The 14,773-nt window shown below is 55.3% G+C and carries 13 protein-coding genes and 2 pseudogenes; 12 read left to right on the top strand and 3 right to left on the bottom strand.

Annotation, left to right across the window (positions count from 1 at the left end):
• The first annotated feature begins 118 nt into the window (after positions 1–118).
• The 8 genes and pseudogenes from RHM69_RS05530 to RHM69_RS05495 form a co-directional block, all read left to right on the top strand.
• Positions 119–727 (top strand): dTMP kinase, encoded by a 609-nt coding sequence (locus tag RHM69_RS05530; RefSeq protein ID WP_014718438.1) that lies wholly within the window; start codon positions 119–121, stop codon positions 725–727.
• A 319-nt stretch (positions 728–1,046) separates the two neighbouring features.
• On the top strand, positions 1,047–1,295 hold the full coding sequence (locus RHM69_RS05525; protein ID WP_014718439.1) for a CsbD family protein: 249 nt from the start codon (positions 1,047–1,049) through the stop codon (positions 1,293–1,295).
• 491 nt (positions 1,296–1,786) lie between these two features.
• Positions 1,787–3,154, top strand: a complete 1,368-nt coding sequence (locus RHM69_RS05520; protein WP_200599173.1) for an epoxide hydrolase family protein — start codon at positions 1,787–1,789, stop codon at positions 3,152–3,154.
• Positions 3,155–3,216: 62 nt separating this feature from the next.
• Positions 3,217–4,290 carry an alpha/beta fold hydrolase gene (locus tag RHM69_RS05515; RefSeq protein ID WP_198833131.1) on the top strand — a complete coding sequence of 358 codons (1,074 nt, stop codon included), beginning with the start codon at positions 3,217–3,219 and terminating at the stop codon, positions 4,288–4,290.
• Between the two features lie 24 nt (positions 4,291–4,314).
• Positions 4,315–4,824 carry a cytochrome P460 family protein gene (locus tag RHM69_RS05510; protein WP_032902606.1) on the top strand — a complete coding sequence of 170 codons (510 nt, stop codon included), beginning with the start codon at positions 4,315–4,317 and terminating at the stop codon, positions 4,822–4,824.
• 25 nt (positions 4,825–4,849) lie between these two features.
• The gene (locus tag RHM69_RS05505; protein ID WP_200599172.1) at positions 4,850–5,626 is read left to right on the top strand and encodes an alpha/beta fold hydrolase; all 777 of its coding nucleotides are present in this window, start codon (positions 4,850–4,852) and stop codon (positions 5,624–5,626) included.
• A 12-nt stretch (positions 5,627–5,638) separates the two neighbouring features.
• Positions 5,639–5,716 (top strand): annotated as a pseudogene (locus tag RHM69_RS05500) (creatininase family protein); the annotation flags it as partial.
• A gap of 74 nt (positions 5,717–5,790) precedes the next feature.
• Positions 5,791–5,967 (top strand): annotated as a pseudogene (locus RHM69_RS05495) (aldehyde dehydrogenase family protein); the annotation flags it as partial.
• Between the two features lie 99 nt (positions 5,968–6,066).
• Here the strand turns inward: RHM69_RS05495 and RHM69_RS05490 are convergent.
• Entirely contained in the window at positions 6,067–7,278 is a 1,212-nt protein-coding gene (locus RHM69_RS05490; RefSeq protein ID WP_200599171.1) for a cytochrome c biogenesis protein DipZ, read from the bottom strand.
• Positions 7,279–7,308: 30 nt separating this feature from the next.
• Complete coding sequence (locus RHM69_RS05485; RefSeq protein ID WP_014718446.1) at positions 7,309–7,569, bottom strand: DUF2790 domain-containing protein; 261 nt, start codon at positions 7,567–7,569, stop codon at positions 7,309–7,311.
• A 304-nt stretch (positions 7,570–7,873) separates the two neighbouring features.
• Between RHM69_RS05485 and RHM69_RS05480 the strand changes: the two genes are divergently transcribed.
• Together RHM69_RS05480 and RHM69_RS05475 are read left to right on the top strand one after the other, a co-directional pair.
• The gene (locus tag RHM69_RS05480; RefSeq protein WP_014718447.1) at positions 7,874–8,614 is read left to right on the top strand and encodes a response regulator; all 741 of its coding nucleotides are present in this window, start codon (positions 7,874–7,876) and stop codon (positions 8,612–8,614) included.
• On the top strand, positions 8,611–9,918 hold the full coding sequence (locus RHM69_RS05475) for a sensor histidine kinase (protein WP_058410424.1): 1,308 nt from the start codon (positions 8,611–8,613) through the stop codon (positions 9,916–9,918). The genes RHM69_RS05480 and RHM69_RS05475 overlap by 4 nt, the downstream gene beginning before the upstream one ends.
• A gap of 300 nt (positions 9,919–10,218) precedes the next feature.
• Here RHM69_RS05475 and RHM69_RS05470 read toward each other — a convergent pair whose 3' ends face one another.
• On the bottom strand, positions 10,219–11,181 hold the full coding sequence (locus tag RHM69_RS05470) for an IS30-like element ISPpu17 family transposase (RefSeq protein WP_004577240.1): 963 nt from the start codon (positions 11,179–11,181) through the stop codon (positions 10,219–10,221).
• 352 nt (positions 11,182–11,533) lie between these two features.
• Between RHM69_RS05470 and RHM69_RS05465 the strand changes: the two genes are divergently transcribed.
• Both RHM69_RS05465 and RHM69_RS05460 read left to right on the top strand, forming a co-directional pair.
• Complete coding sequence (locus tag RHM69_RS05465) at positions 11,534–13,351, top strand: Mu transposase C-terminal domain-containing protein (RefSeq protein ID WP_024075432.1); 1,818 nt, start codon at positions 11,534–11,536, stop codon at positions 13,349–13,351.
• Complete coding sequence (locus RHM69_RS05460; protein ID WP_024075431.1) at positions 13,348–14,208, top strand: TniB family NTP-binding protein; 861 nt, start codon at positions 13,348–13,350, stop codon at positions 14,206–14,208. The genes RHM69_RS05465 and RHM69_RS05460 overlap by 4 nt, the downstream gene beginning before the upstream one ends.
• Positions 14,209–14,773: the final 565 nt, after the last annotated feature.

The following is a 14,773-nucleotide window of genomic DNA, read 5'->3' as shown; positions in this document are numbered from 1 at the left end:
GGCCAGCCCAGCCTCGCGTTGGGCGATAGGGTTCCCCATAATGAAGTCCAATTTGCCCAAACGCTCAAACTAGAGGCCCCATGGAACTGTACAACCTTAACGATGACGCAGCGCTCGTATGACTCGGGCGCTGTTTATTTCGTTGGATGGGCCCAAGGGTACCGGCAAAACCACGCTGTTGGAGGCCGTTACGACAGCGTTGAGGGCCGACAATAAAAAGGTCGTCCGACTGTGCGAGCGCAAGAGCGATCCCTATCGAGCGCAAACGATGGCGCTGGTTAACAAATTCGCCAGAGACCCCAGCCGGGATCTGGAACTTGAGGTGTGTGAGCGCTTTGCTGACAGCCGCAGCTGGATTACCCAGCACGTACTGGCCGCACAGCCACCTGACAGCATCATCCTGATGGATCGCTGGTACCCGTCTGATGCTGCGTTTCGTCGATTGATACCCTTTGCAGACATTCTTGAGCTGAACATTGATCGACAGGTGCAAGTGCCGGATCTGCATGTGGGGGTTGTCACCGCGGCGCAAATATCCTGGGCACGGGCGGCAGCACGACGGCGCGGGCTGAGCAGTACGGTGATGTTTAAGCTGGAGGAGCAAGTTGTGTGTACCGAGGCGTTTGAACGAGCGGCGGTGGGGCAGGGGTGGGTGATCTGTCGCAATGAAGGGACGATTGAGGAGGCGATGAGGCGGGTGGTTTCGCAGATATATAAAGTCCTTTGATCGAATTCAAGATGAAGAGCGCAAAGGCAACGAGAGTTAGCGGCGCTTGAGCAAAACATAGAAGCGTTGAAACGCCAGGGTGGTGACGCCGCCATTATTGACTGCGAGGGACGCCCGTGCGTGCGCACGCGATGTGTCCCGGGCGAAAACCCCTATCACGATGCCGCTACAGGGAAGAAGACTTATCGGTTGATCTAGACTAAGTGAGGCTCATCAACTTTGAACTAATCAATAAGCCTGTCCACCTAACGCTTTGCACGTTGCCTCAAACCCAGGTTTTTCCTGGGTTACCCAATCACACACGAAGGTTTGGTTAATCATGAAGAGCGAACAGGTAGAAGGCGTTGTAGAAAAGGTTGCTGGCAAAGCGCAGAGCGCAGTCGGGAAGCTTTTTGGTGATTCGAAGTTGGAAGCTGAGGGCGCTGGACGCCAGGCTGCGGGTCAACTGACGCAAACCTATGGTGACGCACTGGACAGCGTTTCTACATTCGTCAAAGAAAAACCGGTTGCTGCACTGGCAATCGGGGCTGTTGCTCTACTGGTGCTGAAGAGATTGCTTGGTCGCTGAACAGCAGTAGCTTCAATAAGATTGCTAACGCGGTAGAAACGATGGTGAACGCTAACCAGAATCAGGGGCAAATTTCTGAAGTTTCTTGCAGGCGTGGAAGGGCGTGAAGTGGAGCGGGGTATCTGCCTGTTCCTTGGGTAACCAAGTCATGCTGCCTGGCAATCGACGCGGTCTCTATGCCCTTTGCCGAGCTTGATGGGCTGAAAAGCCCTTATGTTTTCCAGGTCCCAGAAAAGCCAATGCCCCGACAAGTCGGGGCATTGGCTTTTTTATGAGCGAGTGGTCGGTTTGTATCGTTTTGTATCTGCGCTTTGGATAGATACACAGCGATTCCTTTTAAGTCGGTTGATGACACATATGGGATACCCGCGGGGCTTTAAATGAACCCATCGAGAAGGCGCAAACCTTTTCCAATGGATGACTCATTTAACTCGCGGTTATCCCTGCGCGTTTCGTGACGTTGTCGACCAATGACTTATAGGAAATTCAAAATGCCTGCAGCTACGTTCGGTTTCACCTGGCGCCATTGTCTGGCTTCTTCCGTGAGAATGGGCGCTTTGGGGTTGGCCCTGATAGCCGGCAGCGGTGCTGCCTGGGCTGCTGGCCCGGCCGTCGATGCGTCAGTTGCCAGCTCGGCCTCGACCCATCCCGAATCGATTAGACCTTACCGAATTCACGTCGATGAAGCTCAATTGGCCGATCTGAAAAAGCGCATTGCGGCGACCCGCTGGCCGGACAAAGAGACCGTCAACGACGTTTCCCAAGGTGTGCAGTTGGCCCAGGTCCAGGCGCTGGTGAAGTATTGGGGCAGCGGCTATGACTGGCGCAAGGCCGAAGCGAAGCTCAATGCGCTGCCTGAATTCATCACGGCTATCGACGGCGTGGACATTCAATTCATCCATGTTCGCTCGCCAAACCCCAACGCGATGCCGCTGCTTCTGACACACGGATGGCCTGGCTCACAGTTTGAGTTCCTGAAGACGATCGGCCCGCTGACGGATCCCGTTGCTTACGGCGGTAAGGTTGAAGATTCGTTCGACGTGATCATTCCATCGATTCCGGGACACGGTTTTTCCGGTAAGCCAACTGAATTGGGCTGGGGGCCGGATCGAGTCGCGAAGGCTTGGGATGTGCTCATCAAGCGTCTGGGTTATACCCACTATGTTTCCCAGGGCGGAGATCACGGTTCGGTCATATCGGATGCATTGGGCCGCCTGAATCCGCCGGGGCTGTTGGGCATTCACTTGAACATGCCGGCCACCATCCCGCCCGAATTGGTCAAGCCGATCAATAGTGGTGACCCGGCCCCTGACGGGCTCACTGAGCCTGAACGCAAGGCGTTTGATTCCTTGAGCACCTTCTTCGGCCGCAATGCAGCATACGGCGCGATGATGGTTACGCGCCCGCAGACTATCGGTTACCTGCTGGCCGATTCGCCTACCGGAACTGCGGCATGGATGTACGAAAAAATCGCCGCGTGGACGGACAGTGAGGGCCAGCCTGAACGGGTATTGACCCGTGACGAGATGCTGGACGATATCAGCCTGTACTGGCTGACGAACGCAGGCGCATCGTCATCGCGTTTCTACTGGGAAAACAACAACAACAATTTCAGCGCTGCCGCGCAGAACACCGCAAGCATCAAGGTGCCGGTGGCGATCACGGTCTTCCCGCACGAGATCTATCAGGCGCCAAAAAGCTGGGCGCAACGCGCTTACCCATCACTTTCCTACTACAACCAGGTTAACAAGGGCGGCCACTTCGCTTCCTGGGAGCAACCTCAATTATTCAGCGAAGAGTTGCGGGAGGCCTTCCGGCCGCTGCGCGCCAAGCTGAGCGCAACGAAGACAGGCCAGTAGCTCACACGCAATCGAGCCAACACACCGGGCCGCTATTCGGCGGCTCGCTACGGAGAAATACCATGGAGATGACCTTGCTGAACAATCAAAATAAATCCAGCCGCCTGCGGGGTCTTGCCCCATCGCTGTTGGCAGCAGCAGTGCTGCAATTCGCGGCGGTGGCTGTCGGTTTTTCCCAAGCCAACGCGGCTGATGTACCCGCGTCCACCATTGGGGCGATCAACCCGGGAGCTCACACCTCTCTCGGTGCACTTAAGCATGTGAAAGCGGGGTTGCTGAACGTTTCTTACGCGGAACTCGGCCCAGCCGATGGCCCTGTGGTCATTTTGTTGCACGGCTGGCCCTACGATATCAACGCATACGCTGATGTCGCGCCTGCTTTGGCGGACAAGGGATATCGAGTGTTGATCCCTTCTGCGCGTGGTTATGGCGATACGCATTTTCTCTCGGCCAAGACCATTCGCAATGGTCAACCTGCTGCGCTGGCGACCGACCTGATCGACTTCATGGACGCGCTGAAGATCAAGACCGCGGTGCTGGGTGGGTTTGACTGGGGCGCCCGCACTGCGGATATCGTTGCCGCACTGTGGCCGGAAAGAGTGAAAGCCCTGGTCGCTGTGAGCGGTTACCTGATAGGCAGCCAAGAGGCGGGCAAGGCGCCATTGCCGCCAGCCGCCGAGCTGCAGTGGTGGTACCAGTTCTACTTCGCGACCGAGCGCGGGCGCCTGGGCTACGAAAAAAACACCCATGACTTCGCCAAGCTCATCTGGAAGCTGGCGTCGCCACAGTGGAATTTCGACGACGCCACTTATGAGCGCAGCGCGGCGTCCTTGCAAAACCCTGATCACGTGGCCGTGTCGATTTTCAACTATCGCTGGCGCCTGGGGTTGGTCAAGGGCGAGGCCAGATACGACGCGCTGGAGAAGAAACTCGCGGCATTTCCATCCATCAGTGTGCCCACCATCACCCTGGAAGGTGATGCGAACGGCGCACCGCACCCACCTGCCGAAGCGTACGCCAAGCGCTTCACTGGCAAGTATGAGTACCGATTGATCACCGGTGGTGTAGGCCACAACTTGCCGCAGGAAGCGCCGAAAGCCTTCGCCCAGGCGGTGATCGACGCCGATCATCTTTGAAAACCGGCTGAGAGGATGGCGATGATGAAGCTGAAATTTCTGGCCGCGATGTCGGCTGCCATTGCAATCGCAGCGTTGAGCGCTGCCGGTGTGGCCTCGGGCGACGCCAGTACTGGCGACGCCTCACCAATCTATGGCGTGAAATTGCCGGAAAACTACCGCCTATGGCCGCTGATTGCGCCGGCGCAGGAAGCGGCCCCCTTGAACGAACTGCGAGCCGTGCTGGGCAATGACTTGGCCATCAAGGCTTATCAGGATTCAACGCTGCCATTCCCTGATGGCACGGTGCTGGTAAAGCTGGCCTGGAAACATGTGCAGTCCCCGGAATTCGAGCCGGCGTCCATCCCGGGGCCGGCCACGACCGTGCAGGTGATGGTCAAGGACTCGAAAAAATATGCAGCAACCGGTGGTTGGGGATTCGGGCGGTTTATCAACGGTAAACCGGCCGATGAAGCCCAACACCAAACCTGCTTCGCCTGTCACCAGGCGCGAGTGCGTAATCACGATTTTGTCTTCACTCGCTTCGCTCCCTGATTTCCCGTCAAACCTGGAGTCAACAATGAAAAAAGTAGTAACCGCACTGGCCGTCGCCGTCAGCCTGAGCATGGCGACACACGCCTGGTCGCAAACTGAAAAACCCACGATTGTGCTCGTACATGGCGCCTTTGCCGATGCATCGAGTTGGAATGGGGTCGTGAAGATTCTCGAGAAGGACGGTTATCCAGTGGTTGCCGCTGCCAACCCATTGCGCAGTGTAAAGAGCGATGGTTCGGCAATCTCGGCATTGTTGACGAACATTCATTCGCCGGTGGTGCTGGTCGGCCACTCCTATGGCGGCAACGTTATCAGTGATGCGGCCTACGATCATGCAAACGTCAAAGCCCTGGTTTACGTCAGTGCGTTTGCACCTGAGGCCGGGGAAACCGTCGCCGGGCTGGCCGGCAAATTCCCGGGCAGTACGCTGGGCCCAACGCTGGCTGCGCCTGTACCGCTGGCCGATGGGGGCAAGGACTTGTACATCCAGCAGGACAAGTTTCACAACCAGTTCGCCGCTGACGTCCCCGCTAAAGAGGCGGCATTGATGGCCGCCACCCAACGCCCGGTAACGGAAGCGGCGCTCAACGAAGCGTCCGGCAGCCCTGCCTGGAAGCATATACCGTCCTGGTACATCTACGGCGACAAGGACAAGAACATTCCCCCGCAAGCCATGGCATTCATGGCCAAGCGCGCCGCTGCCAAAGCCGTGGAAGTGGTCAAGGGCGCTTCACATGTGGTGATGGTTTCGAACCCGGAACCGGTTGCCCGCCTCATCGAAAAAGCCGCCACGGCGAAATGACACGCCAGGGGCGAAGGGGCGTTTTCAGCGCTCTACGCCGAGGCGAGTTTTGCACGTCGCCCGGCGGGTTTCGTTTTGAAGTTGTGCAACGCTGAAACGCGGGAGAGGGGGATTCGACGCGGCCAACGCCTGGGCATACCGGGCGTTGTGCTTATCGCGGGCAACCGGACCGTGCCCAACACCTGGCGGCCCAACTGCAGGCCGGCTCGGTGTTGATCAACAGAATTTCGCCAGAGTTGCTGGCGCCGTTCGGCGGGGTAAAGCAGTCCGGTGTCGGCCGGGAGTTTGGAGTCTTTGGGCTGCAAGCATTTCTTGAGGCCAAAAGCATCGTGTCGGATTAGCCTGGGGTTGGCGGGAGAGGGTGGTCGCGCAACCCAGGCCGCAGGAGAAAAAGCTAATGGCCCACAGCACGTTGCCTGTGGGCCATGGATTTTCAAGGGTTACGCGGGTGGAGCTTTCGCCTCCTGCAGCAGTTGCTGAATCATCTTTTCCTGCGTCTCGTAGCGTCCTTCTCCGAAGTGGGTGAAACGCACTTGCCCTTTGGCGTCGATCAGGTAGTGCGCGGGCCAGTACTGGTTATCGAAGTTGCGCCAGATCGCGTAGTTGTTATCGATGGCTACCGGGTAAGTGATGCCGAGCTTTTTCACCTCATCCCTGACATTGCTGATGATGCGTTCAAAACCGTATTCCGGGGTGTGGACGCCGATTACCACCAAGCCATCCTTCTCGTACTTCTGCGCCCAGTCCTTCACGTACGGCAGGGTATGCTGGCAATTGATGCAGTCGTAAGTCCAGAAATCGACGAGCACCACCTTGCCTCTGAGCGATTCACTGGTCAGTGCGGGCGAATTGAGCCATTCCACCGCGCCAGACAGCGACGGCATCGGGCCTCGGGCGTTGTCGAGGGTGGGTTCGGCCTTGGCCTTGCTTACCAGGTATTCGACGACTTTGGGGACGCTTTGCAGCACCCCGTTTTCCAGCACGCTGACGCCTTCGGACGACGCCCCGGCCAACAGCGTCTTGTCGGCACCGGTAGAAATCATCAGCGCTGCGGCCAGGACCGCAAAACCGGTGGCGCGCCGCAGCCAACCAGTAACCGGAATCGAGGCCTTCAGGCGATTGACTAAACCGCGTCCGGCGAAAATCAGCGTACCCAACGACAGTGCACTGCCCAGGCCGTAGGCCACCAGCAGCAGGCTGGTTTGCGCATTGGCGCCTTGCAGCATGGCGCCGGTAAGGATCACCCCGAGAATAGGCCCGGCGCACGGCGCCCAGAGCAGGCCGGTGGCGACGCCGATCATCAGTGAACCCAGCGGCCCGGACATTTTGCGCGTCTGGGGGTCGAGGCAATTGCCCAGTAACACGAACGGGCTGGCCAGCCAGCCACTGATTCGCGCCGAGATCAGCGACAAGGCAAACAGCGCCATCACCACCAGTGCCACATGACGCCCGGTGTTGTTGGCCTGAATCACCCATTCACTGCTGACCACGGCCAGGCTGGAAACCAGCGCGAAGGTCAGGACCATGCCACCAAGGGTAAGCAGGATCGATGAGCGTGTGCGGTCGATACCCGCGAACAGAAATGGCACGACCGGCAGGATACAAGGGCTGAGGACGGTCAATAAGCCGCCCAGGAATGCGATGAGGAACATAAGGGTCTCCTGATGAAATGTGGGCCGGGCTCAGTTATCGCTGTGGCACTCGGCAAATTTGCGGTAGTTCAGGATCTCGGTCTTGCCCTGCGAATTCAGGTAGGTCAGTTGGGCATCGACAATGCCGCAGGCCGCCCCGGCATCCTGTGTCAATGCCACGACTTTCTGGATGTCCAGATGCGTGCCGTAGGTGTAGGTTTGCGGCGTGACGTCGGCTTCGGCGCGGGCCGAGAAGGTGCAGATATTCAGGGCGGCAAACAGGCAAGTGGCATAGAGGGTATTGGTGTTCATGGTCGTTTCCTCAAGGCTTCAAGGGTTGGGTCGTTCGGTTGAGCCGAGGCGCTAGGGTTGGCCTCGATGTGGCTCATTAGAAGCCCGCGAGGTATCTCGCCTGTGTCAAAAACAGGCGCGGATAAATCGGTTCGTATCAGGACCCCGTCCCGATACACAGCCATACAAAGCCTAGAAAATTGTGGTTTTTGCCTCTGCATGTATCCTTCGCCACAGCAGATACACTGCAATACAAACCGCCGCGGGCGAACGGGCTCAGCCTCTATAGACTGAGCCGCAATTCCCATTGACAGAGGCTTGGCCCATGGAACACGTTGATCACATCCTCATCGTGGACGATGACCGTGAGATTCGAGAGATGGTAGGCAACTACCTGAAGAAGAACGGCCTGCGCACCACCGTGGTTGCCGATGGCCGCCAGATGCGCTCGTTTCTCGAGGCCACGCCGGTAGACCTGATCGTGCTTGACATCATGATGCCCGGCGACGATGGCCTGGTACTCTGCCGCGACATTCGCGCCGGCAAACACAAGGCCACGCCGGTGCTGATGCTGACCGCCCGCAACGACGAAACCGATCGCATCATCGGCTTGGAAATGGGCGCCGACGATTACCTGGTCAAGCCGTTCGCCGCCCGTGAATTGCTGGCACGCATCAACGCTGTGCTGCGCCGTACGCGCATGCTGCCGCCCAACCTGGTCGTTACCGAAACCGGAAGGTGGCTGGGGTTCGGGCGCTGGCGCCTGGACACCTCCGCCCGCCATCTGCTTGATGAAGACGGCACCATGGTCGCCCTCAGCGGCGCTGAATATCGCCTGCTGCGGGTGTTCCTCGACCATCCGCAACGGGTACTCAATCGCGACCAGTTGCTCAATCTGACCCAGGGCCGTGACGCCGACCTGTTCGACCGTTCCATTGATCTGCTGGTCAGCCGCCTGCGCCAACGCCTGCTTGACGATGCGCGCGAGCCGGCTTACATCAAAACCGTACGCAGCGAGGGGTATGTCTTCTCGCTGCCGGTGCAAGTGCTTGGAGCACCGGCATGAAGCCTTCGCTGCATTGGCCTCGTACCCTCATCTCGCGGCTGTCGCTGATCTTTCTGGTAGGGCTGACCCTGGCGCAGGCCTTGTCCTTCGGCGTGCAGTATTACGAGCGTTACGAAACCGCGAAAAACACCATGCTCGGTAACCTGGAAACCGATGTATCGACGTCCATTGCCATCCTTGACCGCTTGCCCGCCGAGGAACGCATGAGTTGGTTGAAACAACTGGATCGACGCAATTACCGCTATTTGCTCGACGAAGGCTCGCCAGGCGTCGCTCTGCGTGACACGCCGATTGCAGTGACCTCGATCAAGGAGGCCATCGGTAAGGATTACCCGATGACCGTGACAGACATTCCCGGGCCTATCAAACATTTCCAGGTCCATCTGAAACTGGCCGACGGCAGCCCGGTGACCATCGACGTGCGCCCCTCGATGGTGCCGTTGTCGCCGTGGCTGCCGGTGGTTTTGCTGGGCCAGTTGGCCTTGATGATTCTATGCACGTGGCTGGCCGTTCGCATTGCCATAAGCCCGCTGACCCGCCTGGCCCAGGCCGTGGAAAACCTCGATCCCAACACTCACCCGGTGCATCTGGATGAACAAGGCCCGACCGAAGTCGCACACGCTGCCATCGCCTTCAATGCCATGCAGGCGCGCATCGCGGCCTATCTGAGAGAACGCATGCAACTGCTGGCGGCGATTTCCCACGACCTGCAAACCCCAATCACGCGCATGAAGCTGCGTGCCGAATTGATGGACGACTGCGGTGACAAAGACAAATTGTGGAATGACCTCGGCGAGATGGAACATCTGGTGCGTGAAGGCGTTGCCTATGCCCGCAGCGTGCATGGCGCCACCGAGGAAAGCCGCCGTACCGATCTTGATTCATTCCTCGACAGCCTCGTGTTCGACTACCAGGACATGGGCAAGGACGTGCAGCTCAGCGGCAAAAGCAACGCGGTGATTCACACTCGGCCCCACGCGCTGCGCCGAGTGCTGGTAAACCTCACGGATAACGCGCTCAAATTCGCCGGTGCCGCGCAGCTGCGGGTCGAGCCGGAGGAGGGCGACAGCCTGTCGGTGACCGTGATGGATCGTGGTCCCGGCATTGCCGAAGAGGAGCTGGCCCGTGTGATTGAGCCATTTTACCGCGTGGAAAATTCGCGCAACCGCAGCACCGGCGGCACGGGCCTGGGCCTGGCTATCGCCCAGCAACTGGCACAAGCACTCGGCGGCACCCTGACCTTGAGAAATCGCGAAGGCGGCGGACTGTGCGCTGAACTGAGATTACCGACGCGCTCATCGTAGGAGGAGCGAAGCGTCGCTAGTCAACTGTGCTTTGAATCTGGATGTGGAAGAGTTGATCAACGCGAGTTTCATCAAGCGCTTTCGCCAGCGCCCGCGTCAAACCGAGTCGACATCGAGGGCTTCAAGGTACTCGCCGCCAGGCATCATTGAAAGCGCGGTTCCTGAGTCTGAGTGGACGTACATGAACGGGACGAGCCTGGGCAACGGCGCCGCGTCACCAGTTTGCACGAACAGCGGTAGTCGTTGACCTGAAGAGAAACGGCATTATGGACATGGCCCGTTGAGAGAGTAGGCCTGAATTCAACACATAAGTGCAACGCTCACCCCTGTATGCACTTCGTACGGCGTCTTCCAGCCCAAGCGCTTGCGCGGGCGTAGATTGATCCTCGCTACTGTCCGATTGACGGCTTCGACGGTCAGCTTGCTGAAGTCGCTGCCCTTGGGGAAATACTGGCGGAGCAGACCGTTGGTGTTTTCATTGGTGCCACGTTGCCAGGATGAATAGGGGTCTGCAAAAAAGACCTGGCACTGGCTCCGTAGCGCGATGCGTTCATGCCCGGCAAACTCCCTTCCGTTATCCAGCGTCAGCGTGTGAGCGGCATGGCCCTGAAGCATCAGATTGATCGCCCGCGTTACCTGCCGGCGCGTTCTGCGCTTGACCGGATAGGCGCTCAGATAGCCGCTTTTGCGATCAACCAGGGTCACCAGGTTACCGCCCAGTCCATGTACCGTATCGCCCTCCCAGTCCCCCAGGCGCTCGCGGCTTTCGACCTCGGCTGGGCGTTCACTGATTGACACGCGATTACGCAGCTGCCCGCGCCGATCGTGGCTTCCATAGCGTTTCCGGTAGCGCTTTCGGCGATGTCGCAGATAGGTATAAAGCTCACCACCGGCGCGCTGTTCGGCGGCAATGAACCGATAAATCCACTCATGGCTGACCGCCCGGCTTGGCTGCTCCTGCTTCAACCGCTGGGCGATCTGCTCCGGACTCATGCCATGCTTGAGCCACACCGGGAGATGATGGCTGAGCCATGTCGCCGGCTTGCAAAACTTGCGCGCACCCGCTCGACGAGCATCACTTTCATGGGCCGCAGAAACAGCCTTGTAGATATTCTGGGTGCTGTTGCGGCGAACCTCGCGACTGATCGTCGAGGGATGCACGCCGACCCGCTTTGCAATGCTCGCCTGGCTCTCTGCGGCGCTCAAGCCAGCCTCAATCTGGTAACGTTGTCCCTGAGTCAGCTGCCGGTAATGCGTAGTCATCTGCGCTTGAATCCTTCGGTGTGAGAGCCTGGATTCTACCGGTGGCTGGCTCTCTGCCTCTCGTTTCAAGCGTTGCGCTTATTCTATGAATTCAGGAGGCGTAAAAACGAATTCGTCGAATCAGTTGTGATGCCCGATCAAAAAAAAGAATATCATTTATCTCTAATAATCAATCACATACCTTGATTAACTTTTAAAAAATAGACTGACGCGGCAGAAAAGCTAGCAATAGTCTATTTTTTGAACGTGACGTCGTATCGTGTTCGGCAGCCAATTTCGATCGTTGATAGAGACTGATGTAAGTCGCCGCTCGGCAGACTTCGCCTAGATTAGCGTTGTGGAGAGTACATCCATGGCAAATCAGCTAACCCCTGGGGAACTCATTGTCGCCAAGGGAAAAGTTGCGAAAGTCAAACAGGTATTTAGTGACAAAACGATAAGGGTAACAATTGTCGACTCTGGTGAAGTAATACTGGTGTCGGCGCGCGACATTCAGCGAATCCCTAGTGTTACGGCAATTAATGGTAGTGATCATGGGGAGGGTTTGAATGTCAATGATTACACCGTTGATCAACTTTCATTGGCAGCTGAGCGTTTTGAAATTATCAGAAAGTGGAAGGTTGAGGGAGGGGTAGTCACTAAGTACTGTTCTTTACTGGGTGTATCAAAGAGTTACTTCTATCGTTTGGCTAAAATTTTTGACGCTGACGTAGGCCCACTATCTTTAATTGCGCAGACACGGGGTGTCAAGAAAGGCGTTACGAGACTGGATGAGTCGGTTGAGGTCATAATTTTCAAGGCTGCTAAAAAATTCAAGTCGAAAGGAGCCAGCTACAGCAAAGTGTGGAGCGAGGTGGATGTTGCATGTAAGGAGCAAGGTTTTTCATGCCCTTCCAAAGATACGGTATTGAGGCGTGTACGCTTAATCCTCTCAGAAAAAACAAGAATGAGAATTAAAGAAGGTCCTGATGCCGCGACGCAAGAATTTTCAGCTCGCCCGGGTAAAAAAAATCTTGAAAGGCCGCTGCAATGGGTACAGATGGATCACACCCTCGTCGATATAATTCTGTTGGCTGATGATCGCATAAATATTATTGGACGCCCGTGGCTGACAATTGTAATTGATGTCTATACCAGGGTTATTCTTGGTTACTATCTTAGCCTTTACGTCCCGTCTACTGTTTCAGTGGCTTGCGCTCTTAGTCATTCTGTCCTTCCTAAAGTAAACTTTTCGGCAAGTGTTGGCTTGGATCCAGAAGACTACCCCTACTATGGAAAGCCTGAAGTCCTTCATATGGACAATGCCGCAGAGTTCACCAGCCCAAAATTTAAAGTAGGGTGTGAATCTTTTGGGATTTCCCCCGAATACCGACCTGTAGGAAGAAAACATTTTGGCGGTCATGTTGAACGGCTGATAGGCACGTTCATGACTACTAAGGTGCATTTCTTGCCGGGGACTACAATGTCAAATTCTGTTGCGCGCAGAGGACTTAACAGCGAAAGAAATGCAACCATGACCTTCTCTGATTTTTTTCGCTGGTTCTCTCGCGAAGTAGTTGTCTATCACTCAACAGTTCATAGCGCATTAAAGTGTAGCCCGCGACAAGCGTGGACAAACTATTTCGCGCCCAACGGAGGGCTTCCTTACCCCCCGGCAGGCTTGAATTCCGAGCAATTAAAGATTTGGTTCATGCCTCAAGAAGACCGAAAAATTAATCCTGGTGGCATTAATTTGCATGGCCAAGTTTATTGGGATCCTATATTGGGGTCTCATGTGGGGACTAGAAATGTCATAGTCAAATATGACCCGTACGATATGAATGTTGTATGGGTGAAATTGGATGGCCAATTTTGCCCAATACACCTGTCTGACGTAACCGTTGAGGCTCCTACCTATGAGGAATATCGTGCCGGCAAGCTCTATCGTCACCCAGTCCGCATCGGAGCCATAGATAGTGATGGCGGGTTAAAAGCCTACAGAGGGAAGCAAAAAATTGAAGAGGAAAGTAAAAAGTTAACGCAGAAGGAAAGACGCCGAGAGGCCGCTGAAAAAGTCTATACTGAGGCAAATCCAAATCCTAGAAGTAGTAGCTTTAACGCTGACAGGGAACATATCAAGCCAAATTATTCAGCCTCTCCAAAAAAATTTCGACCTGGGGATGAGTCATGAGTGATGAGCACGTCCGGTCGGACATCAGAAAATATTTGTCTTCTAATATTGATACGCGAATAGCCTTAATTCATCAAGAAATATGGGTGAACAATAACTCTAGTGCAGCTGTTTTTCGCATGATGAATAATATCGCGGATGTACCAGATCGTATGAGTGCGCCTGCTTTGCTTGTGGTTGGCCCAGGTGGCTCTGGAAAGACGGCTATAATATCTAAGATTCCAAACCATGTAAAAAGGAGTGCAGGGTTGATTTTTGTCTCCTTGGCTGCATCCCCAGAAATAGATACCAAAAAAAGCCTTAAAGATGAGATAGCTTTAGCGCTCGGAATACCAGTTGGCTCTGGCTCAAGTCGCCGAAGTAGCTCTGACCTGCCAAGCGAGATTAGAGAGGTTATTAGGCTGAGGCAAATTTGGGGGCTGGTGATCGACGAGTTTCATGATGCACTGCTACGCTCGAAGCAAGAGCAGCGTTTTAACATGTCTATTCTTAAAAAGCTGCTCGGCCCTGAATATGGATTGAAACTATTTTGCTTTGGCACTGCTAGTGCGCGCAACGCACTTAAATCCAATTATGAATTTAAGAGACGTTTTCACGAAGTTGCTCTTGATGACTGGATAGAGAGTGAGGAGTTCAGGTCATTCCTCTTGGAGGTAGAGGAGTCCCTACCGCTAAAACAGCCATCACATTTGTACTCTGAGGAGATGGTAGGCACTATTTTATCTATGTCGAATGGGCGCATGGACAAAACACTCGAATTGATAAGGGCGGCTGCCTGTTATGCCATAAAAATGGGGGGGGAGAAGGTGGATGTTGATATGCTGCGGCGAGCAAACAAGAATCCTTGGGGCTATTAGTAGTGAGTTTCTCTGGCTTGCCAACACCAAGTTCTGAAGAAACACTTTCATCTTGGTTGTTTCGATGCAGCATTAATCCAAACGCCGCTGGCTTCCCTCGATTATCATCAACAGAACGCCCAGCGTATTGGTGGGAGGGTGTGGAGATCAAATATTCGGACCCAGACTCAGAATTCTTATCCGCCAGCCAGCGATTAAGTTGTGTAGCCGGGGACATTACCCCTGAACTATTACGAAATTTTTTTTGCCTTCGAGGCGATAAATTAGTCGAATGGAGGTATCGCCGTTTTTTTTGCCCTGATTGCTTACGCGATGATGTGGCGAATGGTCGTTTGCCTATATGGCGGAAGGACTGGTGTTACATTTATTCTTGTGTCTGCGCTGCCCATGATCGAGAGTTGGTGAGACTAGTTGATACACCGCGTTACTCAAGGGCATGGGATGCGTTTGTCCAAAGCTGCAATTCGATATCAAACAATGCCTCCATAGAGGAAACTCTATTCTTTCGTTTTTGCTCAAGTACCTTCACAAAGATTGAGCATGCTCTGATCAGTAGAGACAATCA

It is taken from the genome of Pseudomonas sp. CCI1.1 (assembly GCF_034348165.1).
Taxonomy (GTDB): domain Bacteria; phylum Pseudomonadota; class Gammaproteobacteria; order Pseudomonadales; family Pseudomonadaceae; genus Aquipseudomonas; species Aquipseudomonas paracarnis.
This window is presented reverse-complemented; position numbering and strand designations above follow the sequence as displayed.